This window comes from Bradyrhizobium sp. HKCCYLRH2047 (assembly GCF_051168175.1).
GTDB lineage: Bacteria > Pseudomonadota > Alphaproteobacteria > Rhizobiales > Xanthobacteraceae > Bradyrhizobium.
Genome location: NZ_JBNPUM010000017.1, coordinates 88,065 through 109,552, shown reverse-complemented (window position 1 = coordinate 109,552; position 21,488 = coordinate 88,065). Strand labels below are relative to the sequence as shown.

Here is a 21,488-nt window from a genome sequence, read left to right as displayed (position 1 = left end):
CGCGCCGAGGACGGCAAGCCGCCGATGGCGGTCGGCGTCGATCTGCGCGGCGAGTCCTATGGTCTCCTGATCGACCAGATCGGCGAGGTGCTGCGGCTGCCCGAGGAGGGCCGGGAGGAGAACCCCGTCAACCTCGACCCGCGCATGGCGAAGCTTGCCGGCGGCGTGCACCGCCTCGACGGCCAGCTGATGGTCATTCTCGACGTCGATCGCGTGCTCGAACTCCTGCCGAAGGCAGCAATCGCCGCCTAGCCCGTCAACCGTCCCATAGGGGAGACAACAATGAAGAGCTGTCTGGTCGTGGATGACTCCAGCGTCGTGCGCAAGATCGCACGCCGTATCCTGGAGGAGCTGGGCTTTTCCGTCGTCGAGGCGGAGGATGGCGAGCGGGCGCTCGAGATCTGCACCAAGAGCCTGCCGGACGCCATTCTGCTCGACTGGAACATGCCCGTCATGGACGGTTATGATTTCCTCGGGCGCCTGCGCCGGCTGCCGGGCGGCGAAGGCCCGAAGGTGGTGTTCTGCACCACCGAGAATGACATCGATCACATCTCGCGCGCGCTCAACGCCGGCGCCAACGAATACATCATGAAGCCGTTCGACAAGGAAATCGTCGCCGCCAAATTCCAGGAAGTCGGTCTCATCCAGGCGCTGTCAGCCGAATCCGCCTGATCCCTTCGTCTGCCCAGAAGAGGCCGCCCGTGAACCAGCCCGATTATGAGTTCCTGCGCAAACTGCTTCGAGACAAATCGGGTCTCGATCTGTCTGCCGACAAGCAATATCTGATCGAGAGCCGCCTGCTTCCGCTCGCGCGCAAGGCCGGCCTGGCCAGCATCAGCGATCTCGTCCAGAAGCTGAAGGACGGGTCGAGCGCCTTGATCAGCCAGGTCGTCGAAGCGATGACGACCAACGAGACGTTCTTCTTCCGCGACAAGGTCCCGTTCGATCACTTTCGCGACGTGATCATGCCGGAGCTCCTCAAGGCGCGCGCCAACCGCAAGTCGATCCGGATCTGGTGCGCCGCTTGCTCGACCGGCCAGGAGCCGTATTCGCTGGCGATGTCGCTCAAGGAGATGGGATCTGCGCTCAGTGGATGGCGCATCGAGATCATCGCCACCGATCTCTCCCAGGAGGTGCTCGAGAAGTCCAAGGCGGGTCTCTACAGCCAGTTCGAGGTGCAGCGCGGGCTGCCGATCCAGCTTCTGGTCAAATATTTCAAGCAGGCGGGCGAACTCTGGCAGATCAATTCCGACGTGCGCGGCATGGTCCAGCATCGCCAGCTCAATCTGCTGCACGACTTCTCCCAGCTCGGCACGTTCGACGTCGTGTTCTGCCGCAACGTGCTGATCTATTTCGACCAGGACACCAAGATCAACATTTTCGGCCGGCTCGCCAAGTTGATGGAGCCGGACGGCTTCCTCGTTCTCGGCGCCGCGGAGACCGTCGTCGGCCTCACCGACGTGTTCAAGCCCCTTACGGACCGGCGTGGCCTGTATCGCCCGAGCGGGATCGTTTCCGCGGCGAAGGCGCCGGCTCCGGGAATGCCCAGGATCGCGGCCGCGGGCAACTAGATGTTTCGGCAGCCCAATAGAGCAGGACGCGAAGATGTCTGACGACAACAAAGGTACGGAGCGCGTCACCTTCAGCCGCGGCTACGATGTCTGCATCATGGGCATCGACGGGACCTGGCGCAGGGACTGCCAGCTCAACGCCATCTCGGACAACGACGCGGTGCTGACGGTCGAAGGATCGATCCAGGGATTGAACCTGAAGGAGTTCTTTCTGCTGCTGTCCTCGACGGGGCTCGCCTACCGCCGCTGCGAGCTGGTCCGGGTCAACGGCTCCGAGATGGACATCCAGTTCATCAAGGGAAAGAACAAGAAGAAGCGCGGCAACGCCTCCGCCGGCCAGGAAGCGACCGTCAACTAGTTCGCCTTCCGGCGGCACGGCGCATTGCTCGCCCGCTGCTTGAGAAGCTTCCGCGCGCGGAGCGACGAAGAGACGCGCCAGCCCGGGTCCTGCGCAAGTCCTAAGACGGGTGGCGGCTTTTCGGAGAGCCGCTTTACGTCGCCGCAGGGTCGGACGTGTATGACAATGACGTCGGTCAAATTTCCAGGGACGGCCAATGCCGGTCATGAGTTCGGAACTTGCATCCAGCCGGTCGGAGCGCGCCGATGATGGCGAGCGGCGCGCGCTGCAGCTCTTGGTCGTCGACGACGACGCCGCGCAGCGGACGCTGATCGCGCTGGCGGCCAAGCAGGCCGGCCACGCCGTGACGGTCGCGGCCACGTGCAGCGATGCGATCCGCGAGGTGCGCAACAAGCGCTTTGACTGCGTCACGCTCGATCTCATGCTCGAGGACGGCGACGGGACCGAGGTCCTCAAGGTCATCGCAGATACCCGCTTCGCCGGTTCCGTGATCGTGATCAGCGGCATGGACGCGGCCAAGCGAATTGAGGCCCGGCTGTTCGCGCGCTCGCTCGGAATCGACCTGCAGAGCCTGCCGAAGCCAGTCGATCTGGCGGCGCTGCGCATCTGCCTGGCCAATCTCGGCAAGACTGCGCTCGGCCTGCCCGTGGTTCACACCTGGGGCGGCGTCGCAGCCGAAAGTGTTGCCGCGAAGCATCGGTCCTGAGAGAGCCGCATCGGCGCAAGCCGCCGTCCGGAGTGCACAATCCTGTGCAACGTCCAAATCCCGCCGATCTCTGATCAAAACGAGGGCAAGGCCGGCTGACGCCTGTACGTCTTGTGTCAAATGCCGTGCAGATTTTCGTGGACAGAGAGCCGTGCACGCGTCTGGCGCCGAGCATGTCTGTTCGGCGTGGTGCACGTCGGCAACGCTGATGCGATCAGAGTTTGATGTCGATCATGATGCTGTCGGCGTTGATGTGTTTTGCAAGGCAGCATGCTGCTCGAGACGACTGCCTTGAGATCGTGTCCAGATCGTGGTCTCGTGAAGGCGATCACCGATCTGCAGCTACTACTTGTGGGTTAGGATCATAAACCGTACAAATACGGGTGCCCAAAGCACCCGACGAGTATGGTATCATAAGACGCGCTTTCATTGTTTCTTCTCCTTTGCAAGAGCAATCGCCCATGGCCGAACAAACAACTTCCCGCGGTGAGATTTTTGTCGTCGATGACGACCCAGCCGTGCGCGACACCCTCTCGATGGTCTTGTCGGCAGGTGGGTATGAAGTGATCTGTTTTGCGGACGGCGCCGCGCTCCTGGCGGTGGCGCGGAGCAGGACACCGGCCTGCATCCTGCTCGATGTGCACATCCCCGGAAAGTCCGGTCTCGACATTCTCAGGGAATTGCACGGCGAGGACTATCCGGCTCCGATCTTCATGATCTCAGGCCAGGGCGACATCCCGATGGCCGTGAATGCGATCAAGAACGGGGCGCTCGACTTCATCGAGAAGCCGTTCCGCGGCAGTGAGATCGTGGCCCGTCTGAACGAGGCGATTGGCGCGTTCGCGCGGCGGCAGAAGGAGAATGCCTCGCCGAAGATCGGCTCGCTGCATTTCCCCGGCCGCGAGCCGCTGACGCGGCGCGAGCGCGAGGTCCTGGAACAGTTCACGGCGGGGGCCTCGAACAAGGAGGCGGGGCGCACGCTGGGCATCAGCCCGCGCACGATCGAGGATCACCGCGCCAACATCATGAAGAAGCTCGGCGCGCGCAACGCGGCCGATCTGATCCGCATCGTGATGACGGCGTCGCGCGCCAATTGAGCCGATGGCCGGGCCGCCCGCACGTGGCCGCGCTCTGGAGCAGCGGCAATCGCAGGCGCAGGCCGCGTCGGTCAGGCCGCATTGGTCAAGCCTCGCTTTTCAAGCCTCGGTCGCGGCGAGCGCCTTGCGGATCATCCTGGCCAGCTCGGATTTGCGGTACGGTTTCGGCAACAGAAGAATTCCTTCGTCGAGCCGGCCGTGATGCACCACGGCATTCTCGGTATAGCCGGAGGTGAACAGGACCCGCTGCGTGGGACGAAGCCGCTGGATCTCGGATGCGAGCTGGCGGCCGTTCATCGTCCCCGGCATGATGATGTCGGTGAAGAGTAGATCGAACGGCTCTCCGGCATTGGTGATAGCCAGCGCTTCGGCGGCATTGGCCGCCTCCAGCGTCGCGTAGCCCAGCGCATGGAGCTGGGCGAGAACGTAGCCGCGCACCAGCCGGTCGTCCTCCACCACCAGGATTGTCTCCTGGCCGCCCTGGATCGCCGGCGCGGCGCCCGATGGCTGCGTGATCGCTTCTTCGCTGCCCGGCGGCAGGTACATCCGGATCGTGGTGCCGTGGCCCTCTTCGCTGTAGATCCTGATGTGGCCGGCCGATTGCTTCACGAAGCCGTACACCATCGACAATCCGAGCCCCGTCCCCTTGCCCGGCCCCTTCGAGGTGAAGAACGGATTGAACACCTTGTCGATGATGGCGGCGGGAATGCCGCTGCCACTGTCGCTCACCGCGATCATCGCGTAGCGACCGGGCCGCACGTCGTCGTAGAGACTTGCGTAGTTCTCGTCGAGGTCGGCCCAGCCGGTCTCCAGGATGAGCTTGCCGCCATTCAGCATCGCGTCGCGGGCATTGAGCGCGAGGTTGATGACTGCCGTGGCGAGCTGGTTCGGATCGACATGCGCCACGCAGGTCTCATCCTGGAAGACGGACTCGATCTCGATCTGCTCTCCGAGCGTCGGCCGCAGCAGCTTGGCCGTGTCGATCATCAGCGTGTTGACGTCGACCTCGCGCGGCTGCAGCGGCTGCCGGCGCGCAAAGGCGAGCAGATGCTGGGTGAGATCGGCCCCGCGCGCGGCGGCCTCGTCGATCATCCTGGTGATCGCGGCGAGCTGCGGCTCCTTGGCCACGGCCGCGGCGAGAATCTCGATCGTGCCGGTGATCACGGTGAGGATGTTGTTGAAGTCGTGTGCGATGCCGCCGGTGAGCTGGCCGATCGCCTCCATCTTCTCGGACTGCCGGATCCGTTCCTCGGTCGCGATCTTGTCGGTGAGGTCGCGGAAGAAGCCGTTCAGCACGACACCGTTGCGGGTCCTCAGCGCGGTCACGCTGAGCTCGGCCTTGAACTCGCGGCCGTCGCGCCGCTTCACCATGACCTCGCGTCGGCGGCCGCCCCCGAGTGCGCTCGCTTGTCCGGTCATCAGGATACGGCCGAGCGCGGCGCGCAGCTCCTCGCCGACATCCCCGACCGTGATGACGTCGAAGACGTCCTTGCCGATGATCTCGGCGCGCGACCAGCCGAAGATCTTCTCGGCCTGGGAGTTCCAGTTGAGAATGGCGCCGTTGTCGTCGACCTGGACGAAGGCATCGAGCGCGGTCTCGATGATGTTGCGGGCGAGCTGTTCGCTTTCCCGCAGCGTCTCCTGCGCCAGCCGGCTCTCGGTCATGTCGCGGCCGATGAAGAAGTGGCGCTGCACCGGCTCCGACCAGTTCGAGGTCCAAGACAGCGTCACCACGCGGCCGTCCTTGTGGACGTAGCGGCAGTCGGAGGTGCGCGCCCGAAGGCCGAGGCGCGAGGCGCGCAGCTCCTCGCGTGCTTTGAGCAGATCGTCCGAGTGGATGAAATCCGCGCCGCTGCGGCCGATCATCTCGGCTGGCGTATAGCCGAGAATCGTCTCCACGCTCGGTGAGACCTGAATCAGGATGCCATTGCGGTCGGTGATGAGGATCAGGTCCTGCGACGTCTCGAAGATGCGCCGCCGCTCCTCGGTCTGCTGGCGCAGCGCCAGCTCGGTCCGGCGGCTCTCGGTGACGTCGCGTGCGATCTTGGAGGCGCCGATGATCTGGCCCGTCGGTGATTTGATCGGCGAGACGCTGAGCGAGACCTGGACCAGCTCACCGTCCTTGCGGATCCGCACCGTCTCGAAATGCTGGATCCGCTCGCCGCGCGCCACGCGCACGAGGAAGTCCTGGGCCTCGGGCATGCGCTCGGGCGGCACGAGGAAATCGGCAAGGCGGCCCACGGCCTCCTCGGCGGAGTAGCCCAGCATGGCCTCGGCTGCCGGATTCCAGGCGGTGATGGTGCCGTCCAGCGACAGCGTCACGATCGCGTCGTTCGACGATTCCACCGCGGCACTGTAGAGCCGTTCGCGGGCGGCGAAATGGTCGCGCGCCGCTTCGGTCAGGTAATGCTCCTGGACCTCGCGCTCGAGCTCGGCGGTCTTGGTGCGAACCTCGTCCAGCACGCGGGCGAAGGCCCGCGCCAGCACGCCGGTCTCGCCGACCGCCTCGAGCGGGATATTCACCGTCTCGCCGCGCCCCACGCCCTCGACGGCCTGGGTGAGCTGGTTGATCGGCCGCGTCAGCGAGCGCGCGACCACGAAGGCGAGCGCGGCCGCGCACAGCATTGCGATCAGGCCGACCTCGATCGCCGTCTTGCGGATGGCGAGGGCGGGCGCCATGAAGGCGGTGTTCGGGATCGTCTCGATCACCGCCACCCATTCCTGTCCCGCGAGCAGCGCCGGCGCGAAGGCGACGCCGCCGGGACGATCGGCCTCGTCGTGCAGGATCTGCGCGAAACCCTCGGCGCTGCCGGTTGCGCCTGCGAGCGTCGGAAAATCGTCCTGCCATCGCGTCGATCGGCCGCGTTTCGAGGCGAATTCCCGGTCTGATTCGGGATGGAAGAGATAGTCGCCGCGGGCGTTCACGACATAGAGCTGTGCGCCCGGGCGGGCCGCCGTGCGCAGATGCGCGAACACCGGGCGCATGTCGAGATCGACCATCAGGATCGCGAACGGCTTGCCGTCCGCCCCGAACACCGGCGTGCCGACGCACAGCATCGGCACGCTTGTCTTGGGGTCCGTCGTGTTGCCGTCGAGAATGATCGGCGACAGCCGGATGCCGCCGGGCGGCAGGCTCAGCGTCTCCTTGATGTAGTTGCGCTCGCCGCGCGTGATCAGCTCGTTCTCCGGAACGATCCGCACCGTGTTGCCCGGCCCGAGCCGGTCGACCCGGATCAGCTCGCGATAATCGTTCTCGATCCCGACCAGGCGGATCATCGCGTAGGTCTGCTTGGCCTGCAGCTCGGCGAAGTAGCGCGTTGCGACCCGCTCGCGCCACGACTGCGCCGGCAGCCCTTCGCGGGGATCGGGAGCCCCCGTCTTCAGTGTGCGTATCAATGTTGCCAGATTCGGCGAGGCGCGATAGCCGTTGATGTCGTTGCGGGCGCTGCCGACATAGTTTTCGAGCTCGGTCGCCATCAGGCGCGAATGCGACTCGATTCGATCGAGCGCGCGCGGCAACAGCGCCCGCTCGAGGCTGCGATAGCCGAGCCAGCCGACGGCGAACACCGCGATCGCGACCAGCAGGATCATCGCGATCGCCAGCCGCGTCGTCAGCGTGAGGCGCCCGCCGAACCGCGAAGCCTCGCTCGCGCGCTGCGCGCTGCTGAGCAGCAGCCCTTCGGTTCGGCCGTCAGGATTTCGGAACAGCATCTTGGCCTGGCCGGGGTCGAGTAGCCCGATCGCCTGCCGATGCCAGGCATTCGGAAACCATCGTCAGGAGGGCTGCCGGTTTGAACGGTTTGGGCAACGCGGAAACCGCTCCGAGCTTGGTGGCCATGGTAAGATAGTCGGGCTCAGACATCGAGGCCGGGGTGTGGGAACGTCCCGAGGTCATGATGATCGGAACACCCGGCGTGTGCCTGAGGATCATGCGCATCGCCTCCAGCCCGTCCATGCCCGGCATGAAGATGTCCAGGATCACCAGGTCAAAGCTCTCGCTCTTGAAGCGGACGAGCGCCTTCTGGCCGTCGCCGGCGATGCCGACGACGTGACCGGCCCGTTCGAGCACGCGCTGAATTGTCAGCTGCATGAGCGGATCGTCGTCCACGACCAGAATCTTCGCCACGCTCCGCATCTCCCGATTGGCTGGCAGCAAGACCAACGGTCAGTTGTAAGGTTTTGCCCAATTCGCGGCGCGCCGCAAGCGTTTCGCCGGACAAGTCACATGCAGGATGGGACGCGGGCAGACACCGCTGTTCCGGACGCGCCAATCGGGAGACAATCCGGGCGCCTTGCGTTGCGGGAGCGAGGCGTGTGCTCGAACGGCGTTCTTGCCTGCATTTGAGGCATTCGCGCCGTGGTTGTAAGGCTGGAACGCTTCACATTCGATTAATCTGGGTGATGGACGATTTGCCAGGGCTCCTGTTTTGCTCGTATCGGCGTGCCACTAGCCGCTGAGATAGTCCGGCCAGCGGCCCCGAATGGTCGCGAGGTCGCTCAGCGTGCCGGTCAGGTGCTCGCGCAGATGCGTCTGCGCGTCGTCCGGGCGGCCCGCGGCGATCGCGTCGACGATCTGCTTGTGGTGGCGCAGGATCGTCTGCGCCTTGCCGGGGGACGGCAGATGCAGCCGGCGCAGCCGGTCGATGTGACCGCTGCGGCTCCGCACCAGGGTCCACAGCTCGTGCTTGTCCGCGGCGGTGTAGAGCCGCTCGTGGAATGCGTTGTCGACCACCGTGAATGACGCGAAGTCGCCGTCCCTGGCGAAGCGCCGCTGCTGGGCGATCAGCGCGTTCAGCTCGTCGATCGGGGCCGTCGCAGGCCGCAGCGCGAGCAGGCGCACGATCTCGAGCTCCAGCGCCTGGCGCAGGAACTGCGCCTGCTGCGCCCGACCAACATCGATGCGGCTGACCAGGGTCGCGTGCTGCGGGAACACGTCGACGAGGCCTTCTTCGGCGAGGCGCATCAGCGCGTCGCGGATCGGCGTCGAGCTGAGGCCGAACTCGGCCTGCAGCGCCGGCCGCGACAATGGTGCTCCCGGTGGCAGCGCCAGGGCGATGATCTGGTCGCGCAACCGCTCGAAGACCTGCGGTGCCGCGCGCCGGCTCGGATCGAGCCGTTCGGGCGGTAGAACCGCAGCAGGCGTCGCAGGCAATGCCATGGGGTCGGACGTCCGGCTCGAATGTCGCAGGGGGAGAACAGCCCTTGTCAGAGATGCACTAATGCATTAGTGCATCTCCCCGCCGGCCGTCAAGAAGGAGCCGGCACGCGAGGAGGGATGTCCCATGTTCGAGAAGTTCGCGCGCTCGGCCGCACGAGCCGCCGGCCTGCTGGCCGCGCTGCTGGTCGCGCCGGCCTGGAATGACGCCGCGCAGGCCCAGCAGAAGACCGAAATCTCGCTGTCGCGCCAGCCCGGCATCTTCTACATGCCGAGCCACATCATCGAGAAGAACAAGCTGATCGAGAAGCATGCTGCCGCGCTCGGCGTGCCCGGCGTCACCACCAAATGGCTGACCTTCTCCGGCGGCGGCGCGCAGACCGATGCGCTGCTGTCGGGCAGCGTCGACATCCTCAACACCGGCACCGGCAATCTGCTGCTGCTGTGGGATCGCACCCGCGGTGGCGTGAAGGGCATCGTCGCGACCTCGGCGCAGCCGATGACCCTGATCAGCCGCGATCCCAACATCAAGTCGATCAAGGATTTTGGCCCCAGCGACAAGATCGCGGTGCCGACCGTGAAGGTCTCGACCCAAGCCATCGTGCTGCAGATCGCGGCCGCCGAGGCGTTCGGCGCCGATCAGTGGAACAAGCTCGACGCCAACACCGTGCAGCTCGGTCACCCCGACGCCTATACGGCGCTATCGAATCCGCAGCACGAGGTGCACAATCATTTCTCGATCCCGCCCTACACGTTCCTCGAATTGAAGAACGTGCCCGGCGCGCATGTCGTGCTGAATTCGCCCGACGTGATGGGCGGGCCGCTCAGCCAGGCGCAGTTCTTCACCACGACGAAGTTCGCCGACGCCAATCCGAAGATCATCCAGGCGGTGCGCGACGCCACCAAGGAAGCGCAGGACCTGATCCGCAGCGACACCCGGACCGCGGTCGAGATCTACAAGGAGATCACCGGCGACAAGACCTCGGTCGAGGACCTGCTTGCCTGGCTCAAGGAGCCCGGCATGATGGAATGGAATCTGGAGCCGCAGGGCACGATGAAGTTCGCCGCCCATCTCGCCAAGATCGGCACCATCAAGACCCAGCCCAAGGCCTGGACCGACTATTATCTGCCGGTCGCGCATGATCTGAAGGGCAACTGATGTCCGCGCTGCTCGACGTCGATGGCGTCACCCTGCGCTACAAGACCTCCAGCGCGGTGATCACCGCGACGGAGCGGGTCGGCTTCTCCGTCGACCGCTCCGACCGCTTCGTGCTGCTGGGGCCGTCGGGATGCGGCAAGTCGACCTTGCTGAAGGCGGTCGGCGGCTACATCAAGCCGAGCGAAGGCCGGATGCGCATCAACGGCCGCGAGATCACCGGGCCCGGCGCCGACCGCATGATGATCTTCCAGGAGTTCGACCAGCTGCTGCCCTGGAAGACCGTGCTCGCCAACGTCATGTTTCCACTGCTGACGGCGCGACGCATGCCGCGCAAGGAGGCCGAGAGCCGCGCCCGCGCCTACATCGAAAAGGTCGGGCTGACGCGCGTCGTCGATGCCTATCCGCACACGCTGTCGGGCGGCATGAAGCAGCGCGTCGCAATTGCCAGGGGCATGGCGATGGAGCCGGACATCCTGCTGATGGACGAGCCGTTCGCGGCGCTCGATGCGCTGACGCGGCGGACCTGCCAGGACGAGCTGCTGCAGCTCTGGAATGAGACCAAGTTCACGGTGCTGTTCGTGACGCATTCGATCGCGGAGGCGATCAAGATCGGCAACCGCATCCTGCTGCTGTCGCCGCATCCCGGCCGGGTCAAGGCCGAGGTCATCGATGTCGACAAGGTCTCGGCCGAGGACGGCAGCGCGGCGCGCCTGGAGAAGCAGATCCATGATCTCTTGTTCTCCGAACCCGCAACGACGCATTGAGGACGGCGCCCATGGCTGAAGCCAAGATCATCCTGCGTGATACGTCGGCCGCGAGCGCCGCGCCTGCAGATGTTGCGCGCAAGCTCGGCGTGCTCGAGCTGCTGTGGAACGACGGCTTCGTGCGCAAGACCCTGATCATTGTCCTGCTCGCCGCGATCTGGCAGGCCTATGGCAGCTATCTCGACAATCCCCTGCTGTTCCCGACCTTCTCCGACACCATCGCGGCGCTGTGGGAGAAGGTCCGCGACGGCACCATTCCGATGCGCGTCTGGACCTCGCTGAAGGTGCTGTTCATGGGCTATGCCGCCGGCATCGTTCTCGCGGCGATCCTGACTGTGCTCGCGATCTCGACCCGCATCGGCACCGATTTCCTCGAGACGATCACGGCGATGTTCAATCCCTTGCCGGCGATCGCGCTGTTGCCGCTGGCCCTGATCTGGTTCGGGCTCGGCAGCGGCAGTCTCGTGTTCGTGCTGATCCATTCGGTGCTGTGGCCGGTCGCGCTCAACACCCATTCGGGCTTCAAGAGCGTGTCGAACACGCTGCGCATGGTCGGCCGCAACTATGGCCTCACCGGCTTCTCCTACGTGATCCGCATCCTGATCCCGGCGGCGTTCGGGGCCATCCTCACCGGCCTGAAGATCGGCTGGGCCTTTGCCTGGCGCACCCTGATTGCCGCGGAGCTGGTCTTCGGTGTCTCCTCTGGCCAGGGCGGTCTCGGCTGGTTCATCTTCGAGAACCGCAACCTGCTCGAAATCCCGGCGGTGTTCGCCGGCCTCCTGACCGTGATCCTGATCGGTCTCGTGGTCGAGAACCTGATCTTCCGGACCATCGAGCGCAAGACCGTCCTGACCTGGGGCACCCAATCATGACCGACCGCAAGCAACCCGATCAGCTGCGCAGCGCGCGCTGGTTCGCGCCCGACGATCTCCGCTCCTTCGGCCATCGCTCGCGCGTGATGCAGATGGGCTACGCCCAGGAGGAATGGAAGGGCCGTCCGGTCATCGCCATCGTCAACACCTGGTCGGATGCGCAGCCCTGTCACATGCACTTCAAGCAGCGCGTCGACGACGTCAAGCGCGGCGTGCTGATGGTCGGCGGCTTCCCGATCGAGCTGCCGGCGCTGTCGCTGTCGGAGTCGCTGTTGAAGCCGACCACGATGCTCTATCGCAACATGCTGGCGATGGATGTCGAGGAGCTCTTGCGCAGCCATCCCGTCGATGGCGTGGTACTGATGGGCGGCTGCGACAAGACCACGCCGGCGTTGCTGCTCGGCGCCACCAGCATGAACCTGCCGGCGATCTATCTTCCCGCGGGGCCGATGCTGCGCGGCAATTGGAAAGGCAAGACGCTCGGCTCCGGCTCCGACGCCTGGAAATACTGGGACGAGCGCCGCGCCGGCAAGCTGTCGGACGCCGACTGGAATGCGATGGAGGCGGGTATCGCCCGCAGCCACGGCACCTGCATGACCATGGGCACGGCGTCGACCATGACTGCGATCGCGGAAGCGATCGGCATGACCCTCCCGGGCGCCTCGTCGATCCCCGCCGCCGATGCCGAGCACATCCGGATGAGCTCGGAATGCGGCCGCCGCATCGTCGAGATGGTGTGGGAGGACCTGACGCCGTCGAAGATCCAGACCAAGGCCGCGTTCGAGAACGCGATCGCGGTGGCGATGGCAATGGGTTGCTCGACCAACGCCATCATCCATGTGATCGCGCAGGCGCGCCGCGCGGGTGCAGACATTGGCCTCGATGATTTCGAGGCCGCGAGCCGCAAGGTGCCGGTGCTCGCCAATGTGCGGCCGAGCGGCGACACCTATCTGATGGAGGACTTCTACTACGCCGGCGGCTTGCCGGGACTGATGAACCGGATGACGGAGCACCTCCATCTCGACTGCCTCACCGTCAACGGCCGTACGCTCGGTGACAACATCGCGGATGCCGGCGTCTACAACGACGACGTCATCCGTCCGCAGTCCAACCCGATCTACCGCGAGGGCGCACTCGCCGTGCTCAAGGGCAATCTTGCGCCGGACGGCTGCGTCATCAAGCCTTCGGCTTGCGAGCCACGCTTCCTCAAGCATTCCGGCCCGGCGCTGGTGTTCGACGACTATCCGTCGATGAAGAAGGCGATCGACGATCCCGATCTCGATGTTACCGCTGATCATGTGCTGATCCTGCGCAATGCCGGGCCGCAGGGCGGCCCGGGCATGCCGGAATGGGGCATGCTGCCGATCCCGACCAAGCTGGTGAAGCAGGGCGTCCGCGACATGGTGCGCCTGTCGGACGCTCGCATGAGCGGCACCAGCTACGGCGCCTGCATCCTGCACGTATCGCCGGAGTCCTATATCGGCGGTCCCCTGGCGCTGGTGCGCAACGGCGATCTCATCACGCTCGACGTCGCCGCCCGCACCATCAATCTCGACGTTCCCGAGGACGAGCTGGCCCGCCGCCGTGCCGAATGGCAGCCGCCCACGCCGCGCTTCGAGCGCGGCTATGGCTGGATGTTCGCCCGCCACATCAGGCAGGCCAATGATGGCTGCGACTTCGACTTCCTGGAAACCGGCTTCGGCGCGCCGGTGGGCGAGCCGGCTATTTATTAGTTAGCGATTGTCGTTCCTAGGCAGGCGAAGCCTGAGTCTGGAACTTCGAGATTGGGATTCGAGCCATCACCGCAGCAAAGGTGCGCTCCCTCCGCCCTTGTGGGGGAGGGCTGGGGAGGGGGGTAGCCCCAAGCGACACCATTGATGTGGACCCCCACCCCCACCCCTCCCCGCAAGGGGGAGGGAGCGCAGCGAGCAAGACCAAGACATGACCAGACTCAGCACCGCCACCCGCAACAAGCTCAAGACCGTCTCGACCGCGACCGTCGCCACCGCGCTGTTCAAGCGCGGCCTGCGAATCCAGTGCATCCAGAACGTCCATCCGCTCAGTCCGGAGCAGCCGACCATGGTCGGCGAGGCCTTCACGCTGCGCTACATCCCGGCGCGCGAGGATCTCAACACGATCGAGGTGTTTCGCGACCGCGGCCATCCGCAGCGCAAGGCCGTCGAGGATTGTCCGCCCGGCGCCGTGCTGGTGATGGACAGCCGCAAGGACGCGCGCGCTGCTTCGGCCGGCGCGATCCTGGTCAGCCGGCTGCAGCAGCGCGGCGTCGCCGGCGTCGTCACCGACGGCGGCTTCCGTGACGCCGCCGACATCGCCAGACTCGGCATCCCCGCCTTCCACCAGCGCCCGAGCGCGCCGACCAACCTCACCCTGCATCATGCCATCGAGATCAACGGCCCGATCGCCTGCGGCGACGCCCCGGTGTTTCCCGGCGACGTCATCCTCGGCGATTCCGACGGCGTCATCGTCATCCCAGCCCATCTCGCCGACGAGATCGCGGACGAGACGTTCGAGATGACCGCGTTCGAGGATTTCGTTGCCGAGGAAGTTGCCAAGGGCCGCTCGATCCTCGGCCTCTATCCGGCAACCGACCCGCAGACGCCCGCCGACTTCGCGGCATGGCGCGCGAAGAACAACAGGTAGCCGCTCCAAATTCCGGTGTCGTCCCTGCGAACGCAGGGACGACACCGTTGTTGTGGCGCGAGCGTACCACAAAGCGCCGAAAATGCCCGCCCATCCAGCGAGAGCTGCAAGCCTGACATGCGGCTGAATCGCCACGTGCGCTGTTGACCGGGCGCTCCGCGCTGGTCACGGTGGCCGGCCCTCATAGCCGCTCCGTGCCCCATGCTCTCCATCGCCTCCCTCTGGATTCCCTTCACCCTGGTCGCCGCCGCGGGTCAGGTCGCGCGCAACGCGATGCAGCGGTCGCTGACGGCGAAGCTCGGCACCTGGGGTGCGACCAATATCCGCTTCCTGTTCGGCTTTCCGTTCTCGCTGGTGTTCCTGACCGTGGTGCTGCTGGCCACCGGCGACCATCTGCCATGGCCGCCTGCTGTGTTCTGGCCGTGGCTGCTGCTCGGCGCGCTCAGCCAGATCATCGCCACCGGGCTGATGCTGCTGGCGATGACCGATCGCTCGTTCGTCGTCACCACCGCCTATCTGAAGACCGAGGCGATCCAGACCGCGATCTTCGGCTTCATCTTCCTCGGTGATCCGCTCTCGCTGCCGAAGCTGGTCGCCATCCTGATCGCTACCATCGGCGTCGTTATCACCGCGCTGCGTCCCGGTGGCGAGAAGGGCTTCGCAGAGTTGAAGCCGACGGTGACCGGACTGGTCGCAGCCGCCGCGTTCGCCTTGTCGGCCGTCGGCTTCCGCGGTGCCATCATCACCGTCGACGGCGTCTCCTTCGTCACGGCGGCGTCCTACACGCTGGTCTGGGGCCTGTTCGTGCAGACGGCGCTCCTCACCGTCTATCTGCTGGCGCGCGCCCCCGGCATCCTGCGCGGGATCCTGTCGCTGTGGCGGCCGTCGATGATGGCCGGCTTCGTCGGCGCCTTCGCGTCGCAATTCTGGTTCCTGGCGTTTGCGCTGACCGCGGCCGCCAATGTCCGCACGCTGGCGCTGATCGAGGTGCTGTTCGCGCAAGGCGTGTCGTACTACTCGTTCAAGCAGCCGGTTTCGCTGCGCGAGATCGGCGGCATCGCGCTGATCGTCGCCGGGGTGGCGCTGCTGATCGCGGTGTAGTCAACCCTTGAGCGCGATCAGCACGGCACCGGCCGCGATCAGCGCGATGCCGATCCAGCCCTGGGGACTCGGTCGCTCGCCGAGAAACACGGCCCCGAACAAGGCGACCAGCACGACGCTGAGCTTGTCGATCGGCGCGACCAGCGTCGCCGGCCCGAGCTTCAGGGCGCGGAAATAGCACAGCCACGAGGCGCCGGTGCCGAGCGCCGACAGCGTCAGGAAGAGCCAGCTCTTCATCGAGATCGGGCCGGGGCTCGTCAGCTGGCCGGTCGCGAACAGGATCAGCGCCAGCGTCACCAGCACGATCGCGGTGCGGATCAGCGTGGCGAGATCGGAGTTGAGACCCTCGACGCCAACCTTGGCGAAGATGGCGGTGAGGGCCGCGAACAGAGCCGAGAGGAGGGCCCAGAGCTGCCAGGAGGAGGAGAGGGGGAACATCTCATCTCTCGGAGGAAGGTCGCAGTTGAGGTCGAGACATTTCAACCGTCATTGCTTCGCGGCGCTCGCAATGCTGGAAAGATTGCCGAGATCGTGCGCGCATCACTGCCGGCTGCCGCCGAGTGACGAGCCCCGCCGGTCAATTCCGGTCGTCGGGCAGCACCGGGATCGGCGCGACCTCGATGCCTTCCTCGATCAGTTCGCGGGCCTCGTCGAGCGAAGCCTCGCCATAGATCGGCCGGTGCTCGGTCTCGCCGTAATGCATCTTGCGCGCCTCCGTCGGGAAACGCTCGCCGACATCGTCGGCGTTCTTGACGATGTGGTCGCGCAGCTCCTTGAGCTTGGCGCGCAGCTCGCGCTCCTGCGCCATCATCAGCGACGTCGATCCGGGCGGAATGACCTCCTGGGCGGGCGTCGGTACCGGAGCAGGCGCGGCAGGCACGGGCGCCGCGTCGCGGCCCTTCTTGCTGACGATGCGCGGCGCCATGATCGCCTTCTCGATCTTGGTCGAGCCGCAGGCCGGGCATTCCACCAGCTTGCGCTTCACCTGCGAATCGTAGGCCGAGGAGCTCTGGAACCAGCTTTCGAACGTGTGGTCACGCTCGCAGCGCAGCGCGTAGCGAATCATGCCGAGCCCCGCACCAGGTGCAGATAGTCCGGACCCGCGTTGGGGTCGGCGATGCCGAACCGGCGGCCGTGCTGCAGCGAAGGAATGGTCTGGCGCACGCTCTCGACCCGCGCGGGATCGATCCGCGCCATGATGACGCCGGGCTCGACGCCGCCCTCCGCGAGGATCTCACCCCAGGGATCGATGATCAGCGAATGCCCGAAGGTCTCGCGCTTGTTCTCGTGCACGCCGCATTGGGCGGCGGCGAACACGAAGCAGCCGGTCTCGATGGCCCGGGCGCGCAGCAGCGTGTGCCAGTGCGCCTCGCCGGTCTTGCGGGTGAACGCTGAGGGCACGCTGATGAACGAGGCGCCGCTCTCGGCCAGCGCGCGATACAGCGCCGGGAAGCGCACGTCGTAGCAGATCGTCAGCCCCAGACGGCCCCAGGGCAGATCCGAGATCACGGCCGTCTCGCCCGGCTGATAATTGGCGGACTCGCGATAGCTCTCGCCGCCCGGCAGGTCGATGTCGAACATGTGGATCTTGTCGTAGCTCGCCAGCACGTTGCCGTCGGGCCCGATCAGGAACGAGCGGTTCACGGCCTTGTCTGCCGAGAAGCGCAGCGCCAGCGATCCGATGTGCAGATGGATGCCCAGCTCCTTCGCGAGTGCCTGATAGGCCTTGAGCGAGGGATCGTCCGCCTCGCTCTTGAGCTGCTCGAACAGCGCCGTCCGGTTGAGCTGCATCATGTTGCTCACCTCCGGCGTCTGGACGTACTCCGCGCCCTGCGCCACCGCTTCCCGGATCAGCCTTGTGCCCTGCTCGAGGCTCGGCTCGGGCAGGAGCGAGGTGCGCATCTGCACCATGGCGGCGGTAAAGCTGCGGTCGTTGCTCATGATGTCGCCTTGTCTCCCGCCAGCATGGCGTCGAGCCTGCCCTCGCGATCGAGCGCATAGAGATCGTCGCAGCCGCCGACATGGGTGTGGCCGATGAAGATCTGCGGAAAGGTCGAGCCCGGGCCGACACGATCATACATCTTCTGCCGAATCGTCGGATCCCTGCCCGCGTCATGCTCGGTAAAGGGAACGTTCTTGCGGGTCAGGAGCGATTTGGCGGCCGTGCAGTAGCCGCACCCCGGACGGGTATAGATTTCGATCGCAGCGGTCATGTCGCGCTCAGCTGTTTCAGAACGACAGATTATATGGGAGCGCGGGGGGCATCGACAACCCGGGCGAAGACCAGCACGCCGACCTCGGCCGCCTTGGCGCGCAGCAGAGCGCGGGCGCAGGCATCCACCGTCGCGCCGGTGGTCAGTACGTCGTCGACGATCACGATGCGGCGCCCCTGCACGTCATGCAGGCGGTCTGAAGATACCTGGAATGCGCCCTGCACATTGCTGGCGCGCTGGGCGCGCGACAAGCCGACCTGCTGCTCGGTGGCGCGGACACGGCGCAGCGTATCGCCGCTCATTCGGACGCGGCTACAGCGGGCGACCACCCGGGCAAGGGCGCCGGACTGGTTATAGCGGCGGGAAAAGCCGCGCCGCCAATGCAGGGGCACGGGGACCACGAGGTCGGCTTCGGCCAGCAGCTCACGGCCGGCGCGGGCCATCCAGCGTCCCATGATCGGCGCCAGATCGGTGCGATCCTGATATTTCAGCTGATGCACCAGGGTGCGGGCGACCTCGTCATAGCGCACCGCCGCGCGGGCGCGGGCATAGGCCGGCGGCGCCGCGATCGCCTCCATCGACAACAGCTCCGGACCGGGATCGTAGACGAAGGGGATGCCGAGCTTGGGGCAATAAGGCCGCTCGATGAACGACAGCTTGCCCCAGCAGGCGGCACAGACGCCCTCGCCGTCGACCGGCTCGCGACAGGCGATGCACAGCGTGGGGAGCGCGACGTCGAGTGCGAGCTTCGCGACATGCGCGAGACCGCCGTGCAGCGCGCCTACGGCTGTACGAAGTCGTCCGACGCTGATTGGAGCAAACGTCACGCCCATGTGTTGAGGCTAGCGTCGCAACCCGCGCCGCTCAAGCGGCGCATTGCCCGGCCACCAGGATCGGCGTAACCAGCCCCGATGACCCAGCCCGTGACAGCTCCCATTCTGTTCGACCGTCCCCTGCTTGCGCAGCGGCAGCGGCGGGCTGCGGGCGCGCCCGAGACGTTCCTGCTGGAGCGCGTCGCCGAGGACATCGCGGACCGCCTCGCCGCGGTGAACCGGTCGTTCGATGCGGCCGCCGATATCTGGACGCCCGGCGCCGGTTTGGCGCCACATCTCACAGGCGGTGTTGCGCAACTGGCCCATCTGGCGGCGCCCGCCACGGCGGATGAGACGCTGCCGCTGGCGCCGCAATCGCTCGATCTGGCGCTGTCGGCGCTGGCGTTCCAATTCGTCAATGACCTGCCCGGCCTGCTGGTGCAGGTTCGCCGGGCCTTGCGCCCAGATGGTCTGCTGCTTGCGGCGATGATCGGCGGCGATACGCTGACCGAGCTCCGGCAATCCTTCGCGGCCGCCGAGGCCGAATGCGAGGGCGGTGTGTCGCCGCGTGTCGTCCCGTTCGCCGATCTGCGCGATGTCGGCGGGCTGTTGCAGCGTGCCGGCTTCGCGCTGCCGGTCACCGACGTCGACCGGGTCGTGGTGCGCTATGCCAGTGCGTTCGGCCTGATGCAGGATCTCCGCCGCATGGGCGCGACCAACAGTCTGGTCGAGCGCCGCCGCACGCCGCTGCGTCGTGCGACCTTGCTGCGAATGGCCGAAATCTATGCCGAGCGCTTCGCCGATCCCGACGGCCGCATCCGCGCCACTTTCGACATCATCTGGATCTCCGGCTGGGCGCCGCACGAAAGCCAGCAGAAGCCGCTGAAGCCGGGCTCGGCGACAGCGAGCCTGGAGGCCGCGGTGAAGCGGAGCCAGGGAGCCGGTGATCGCGAGTAAGCAGACTCGTCATCGCCGGGCTTGACCCGGCGATCCATCCTCTTCGAGAGTCTTCGGAAGAGGATGGATGCGCGGATCAAGTCCGCGCATGACGAGTGAGGTTGGGCGCCGTCCCAGCTACATCAATAAATCAATCAGATGCGGCAGCAGCGGAATGTCCGCGGGCGGCATCGGATAGTCGCGCAGCTTGTTCGGCCGCACCCAGGCCAGTTGCTGGCCCTCGCGCGCGGTGACCACGCCTTCCCAGCGCCGGCAGATGTAGAGCGGCATCAGCAGATGGAACGTCTCATAGGCGTGGCTGGCAAAGGTCAGCGGTGCGAGGCAGGCCTCGCGCACGGTGATGCCGAGCTCCTCGTCGAGTTCGCGGATCAGGCTCGCTTCGGGGCGCTCACCCGGCTCGAGCTTGCCGCCGGGAAACTCCCAGAGTCCCGCGAGCGTCTTGCCGGGCGGCCGCTGCGCCAGCAGCACACGATTGTCGGCGTCGACGAGCGCGCAGGCGACGACGAGCGTGAGTTTCAGGTCGGGCATGATCCGATCGGTTGCGAGAGGGATGCGCCGGTCCGAGAACCAGGCACGCTGTTGAGGGAATTTTAACCTAGGCCGTTTCGCGCCCCGTTTCCACGGTTGAAATAAGCCAACCTTAATGGCCGGCCGCGTATTTTCACGGGTGAACGCCGTGGCCTCCTCATGGTTTGTTAGGCATCATTCATGCGAATTCTATCCAGCCTGCTCGGCCGCCTGCGCCGCGACGTCAGCGGCAACGTCGCAGTGACGTTCGCGATCGTCTGCGTTCCGCTGATCACCGCGGTCGGCTGCGGCGTCGACTACAGCCGCGCCAACCAGATGCGCGCCAAGCTGCAGGCGGCTGTCGACGCTGCCTCGGTCGGCGCAGTGTCCCGCACCGCGCCGGCCTTCATCGCCGCGGGCACGATGACCTCGGACGGCGTGATTGCCGCCGGCAACGACGACGCGGCAAAGATCTTCAACGGCAACATGTCCGGCACGTCAGGCTATACGCTGACCAGCCTCACGCCGGAGGTGAAGAAGGCCGGCTCGGTGCTGACCGCCACCGTGTCGTTCTCGGCCACCGTGCCGATGATGTTCATGAACATCGTCGGGTTCAAGACCATGACCCTGCAGGGCTCGTCGACGGCCAAGGCTTCGATGCCGCGATACATCGATTTCTACCTGCTGCTCGACAATTCGCCGTCGATGGGCGTGGCGGCGACGCCGGCGGACGTGACCAAGATGGTCAATGCGACCTCCGACAAATGCGCCTTCGCCTGCCACGACTACAACGACGCCAACAACTACTACAACCTCGCCAAGACGCTCAACGTCACCACCCGGATCGACGTGCTGCGCAACGCCACCCAGCAGCTGATGGATACGGCGCAGCAGACGCAGACCTATACGAACCAGTTCCGCATGGCGATCTACGATTTCGGCGCAGCGTCGAAGACGATCGGATTGCGGGCGCTGTTTTCGCTGTCGTCGAGCCTGTCCAGCGCCAAGAGCGCCGCGGGTAACATCGACCTGATGGGGGTCTACGGCAATAACGACGCCTACACGGCCGACAAGGATACGCCGTTCACCTCGATATTCCCGGCCATCAACAACGAAATCTCGACGCCCGGCGACGGCACCACCGGCTCGCCGTTGAAATACCTGTTCTTCGTCTCCGACGGGGTCGCGGACGAGAGCAACGCGTCCTGCCTGAAGCCCAAGGCCAGCGGCAATCGCTGCCAGTCGCCGATCAATCCGGCGCTCTGCACCACGCTCAAGAACCGCGGCATCAAGATCGCGGTGCTCTACACGACCTATCTGCAGCTGCCGACCAACAGCTGGTACATGAGCTGGATCGATCCTTTCAACAAAGGACCGTTCGGTCCGTCGCCGAACAGCGAGATCGCGCAGAAGATGCAGGCCTGCGCCTCGGACGGATTCTATTTCGAGGTGTCGCCGACCCAGGGCATCGCCGAGGCGATGAAGGCGCTGTTCCAGAAGGCGGTCGCCGACGCACGGATCGCGAGCTGATCAACACGCCCCCCCCGGAAGCGCG

At 65.8% G+C, this 21,488-nt stretch carries 23 protein-coding genes; 14 read left to right on the top strand and 9 right to left on the bottom strand.

Annotated features, from left to right (window positions below):
- The 6 genes from ACQR1D_RS29325 to ACQR1D_RS29300 form a co-directional block, all read left to right on the top strand.
- A partial coding sequence (locus tag ACQR1D_RS29325) for a chemotaxis protein CheW (protein WP_434840274.1) occupies positions 1-252 on the top strand: 252 nt, incomplete at its 5' end.
- A gap of 30 nt (positions 253-282) precedes the next feature.
- Positions 283-672 (top strand): response regulator, encoded by a 390-nt coding sequence (locus tag ACQR1D_RS29320; RefSeq protein WP_315716971.1) that lies wholly within the window; start codon positions 283-285, stop codon positions 670-672.
- 29 nt (positions 673-701) lie between these two features.
- The gene (locus tag ACQR1D_RS29315; RefSeq protein ID WP_315800633.1) at positions 702-1,571 is read left to right on the top strand and encodes a CheR family methyltransferase; all 870 of its coding nucleotides are present in this window, start codon (positions 702-704) and stop codon (positions 1,569-1,571) included.
- 34 nt (positions 1,572-1,605) lie between these two features.
- The gene (locus ACQR1D_RS29310) at positions 1,606-1,929 is read left to right on the top strand and encodes a PilZ domain-containing protein (protein ID WP_315800632.1); all 324 of its coding nucleotides are present in this window, start codon (positions 1,606-1,608) and stop codon (positions 1,927-1,929) included.
- 196 nt (positions 1,930-2,125) lie between these two features.
- Positions 2,126-2,635 carry a response regulator gene (locus ACQR1D_RS29305; protein WP_315800631.1) on the top strand — a complete coding sequence of 170 codons (510 nt, stop codon included), beginning with the start codon at positions 2,126-2,128 and terminating at the stop codon, positions 2,633-2,635.
- Positions 2,636-3,096: 461 nt separating this feature from the next.
- Positions 3,097-3,732, top strand: a complete 636-nt coding sequence (locus ACQR1D_RS29300) for a response regulator transcription factor (RefSeq protein WP_315717165.1) — start codon at positions 3,097-3,099, stop codon at positions 3,730-3,732.
- 99 nt (positions 3,733-3,831) lie between these two features.
- Here the strand turns inward: ACQR1D_RS29300 and ACQR1D_RS29295 are convergent, their stop codons facing one another.
- From ACQR1D_RS29295 to ACQR1D_RS29285, 3 genes are all read right to left on the bottom strand, one after another.
- A complete protein-coding gene (locus ACQR1D_RS29295) occupies positions 3,832-7,443 on the bottom strand; it encodes a PAS domain S-box protein (protein WP_434840275.1) in 3,612 nt (1,203 codons plus the stop codon).
- Positions 7,424-7,858: a response regulator gene (locus tag ACQR1D_RS29290; RefSeq protein ID WP_315800629.1), complete on the bottom strand. Its 435-nt coding sequence runs from the start codon at positions 7,856-7,858 to the stop codon at positions 7,424-7,426. The genes ACQR1D_RS29295 and ACQR1D_RS29290 overlap by 20 nt, the downstream gene beginning before the upstream one ends.
- A 321-nt stretch (positions 7,859-8,179) precedes the next feature.
- Positions 8,180-8,890: a GntR family transcriptional regulator gene (locus tag ACQR1D_RS29285; RefSeq protein WP_315800628.1), complete on the bottom strand. Its 711-nt coding sequence runs from the start codon at positions 8,888-8,890 to the stop codon at positions 8,180-8,182.
- Between the two features lie 124 nt (positions 8,891-9,014).
- Here ACQR1D_RS29285 and ACQR1D_RS29280 point away from each other — a divergent pair, with 124 nt between their 5' ends.
- The 6 genes from ACQR1D_RS29280 (at position 9,015) to ACQR1D_RS29255 (ending at position 15,444) form a co-directional block, all read left to right on the top strand.
- A complete protein-coding gene (locus tag ACQR1D_RS29280; RefSeq protein WP_316182883.1) occupies positions 9,015-10,046 on the top strand; it encodes an ABC transporter substrate-binding protein in 1,032 nt (343 codons plus the stop codon).
- On the top strand, positions 10,046-10,810 hold the full coding sequence (locus ACQR1D_RS29275) for an ABC transporter ATP-binding protein (protein WP_315800626.1): 765 nt from the start codon (positions 10,046-10,048) through the stop codon (positions 10,808-10,810). The genes ACQR1D_RS29280 and ACQR1D_RS29275 overlap by 1 nt, the downstream gene beginning before the upstream one ends.
- An 11-nt stretch (positions 10,811-10,821) precedes the next feature.
- On the top strand, positions 10,822-11,682 hold the full coding sequence (locus tag ACQR1D_RS29270; RefSeq protein ID WP_315800625.1) for an ABC transporter permease: 861 nt from the start codon (positions 10,822-10,824) through the stop codon (positions 11,680-11,682).
- Complete coding sequence (gene araD / locus ACQR1D_RS29265; protein WP_434840276.1) at positions 11,679-13,415, top strand: L-arabinonate dehydratase; 1,737 nt, start codon at positions 11,679-11,681, stop codon at positions 13,413-13,415. Before ACQR1D_RS29270 ends, araD begins: the two co-directional genes overlap by 4 nt.
- A gap of 208 nt (positions 13,416-13,623) precedes the next feature.
- Positions 13,624-14,343 carry a ribonuclease activity regulator RraA gene (locus ACQR1D_RS29260; protein ID WP_434840277.1) on the top strand — a complete coding sequence of 240 codons (720 nt, stop codon included), beginning with the start codon at positions 13,624-13,626 and terminating at the stop codon, positions 14,341-14,343.
- Between the two features lie 201 nt (positions 14,344-14,544).
- Complete coding sequence (locus ACQR1D_RS29255) at positions 14,545-15,444, top strand: EamA family transporter (RefSeq protein WP_315800622.1); 900 nt, start codon at positions 14,545-14,547, stop codon at positions 15,442-15,444.
- On the opposite strand, the gene ACQR1D_RS29250 is transcribed toward ACQR1D_RS29255, so the two are convergent.
- The 5 genes from ACQR1D_RS29250 to ACQR1D_RS29230 form a co-directional block, all read right to left on the bottom strand.
- The gene (locus ACQR1D_RS29250) at positions 15,445-15,882 is read right to left on the bottom strand and encodes an EamA family transporter (RefSeq protein ID WP_316216851.1); all 438 of its coding nucleotides are present in this window, start codon (positions 15,880-15,882) and stop codon (positions 15,445-15,447) included. It lies immediately after the preceding gene.
- A gap of 139 nt (positions 15,883-16,021) precedes the next feature.
- Positions 16,022-16,510 (bottom strand): DUF1178 family protein, encoded by a 489-nt coding sequence (locus tag ACQR1D_RS29245; RefSeq protein ID WP_316182887.1) that lies wholly within the window; start codon positions 16,508-16,510, stop codon positions 16,022-16,024.
- On the bottom strand, positions 16,507-17,385 hold the full coding sequence (locus tag ACQR1D_RS29240) for a carbon-nitrogen hydrolase family protein (RefSeq protein WP_316182888.1): 879 nt from the start codon (positions 17,383-17,385) through the stop codon (positions 16,507-16,509). The genes ACQR1D_RS29245 and ACQR1D_RS29240 overlap by 4 nt, the downstream gene beginning before the upstream one ends.
- Entirely contained in the window at positions 17,382-17,657 is a 276-nt protein-coding gene (grxC, locus tag ACQR1D_RS29235) for a glutaredoxin 3 (RefSeq protein ID WP_434840278.1), read from the bottom strand. The genes ACQR1D_RS29240 and grxC overlap by 4 nt, the downstream gene beginning before the upstream one ends.
- A gap of 29 nt (positions 17,658-17,686) precedes the next feature.
- Positions 17,687-18,490, bottom strand: a complete 804-nt coding sequence (locus tag ACQR1D_RS29230) for a ComF family protein (protein ID WP_434840279.1) — start codon at positions 18,488-18,490, stop codon at positions 17,687-17,689.
- Positions 18,491-18,568: 78 nt separating this feature from the next.
- Here ACQR1D_RS29230 and ACQR1D_RS29225 point away from each other — a divergent pair, with 78 nt between their 5' ends.
- The gene (locus tag ACQR1D_RS29225; protein WP_434840280.1) at positions 18,569-19,426 is read left to right on the top strand and encodes a methyltransferase domain-containing protein; all 858 of its coding nucleotides are present in this window, start codon (positions 18,569-18,571) and stop codon (positions 19,424-19,426) included.
- Positions 19,427-19,543: 117 nt separating this feature from the next.
- Here ACQR1D_RS29225 and ACQR1D_RS29220 read toward each other — a convergent pair whose 3' ends face one another.
- Positions 19,544-19,954 carry a (deoxy)nucleoside triphosphate pyrophosphohydrolase gene (locus tag ACQR1D_RS29220; RefSeq protein WP_172184528.1) on the bottom strand — a complete coding sequence of 137 codons (411 nt, stop codon included), beginning with the start codon at positions 19,952-19,954 and terminating at the stop codon, positions 19,544-19,546.
- Positions 19,955-20,134: 180 nt separating this feature from the next.
- Here ACQR1D_RS29220 and ACQR1D_RS29215 point away from each other — a divergent pair, with 180 nt between their 5' ends.
- Positions 20,135-21,463, top strand: coding sequence for a TadE/TadG family type IV pilus assembly protein (locus ACQR1D_RS29215; RefSeq protein ID WP_434840281.1), 1,329 nt, complete (start codon positions 20,135-20,137; stop codon positions 21,461-21,463).
- The last annotated feature ends 25 nt before the right edge of the window (positions 21,464-21,488 follow it).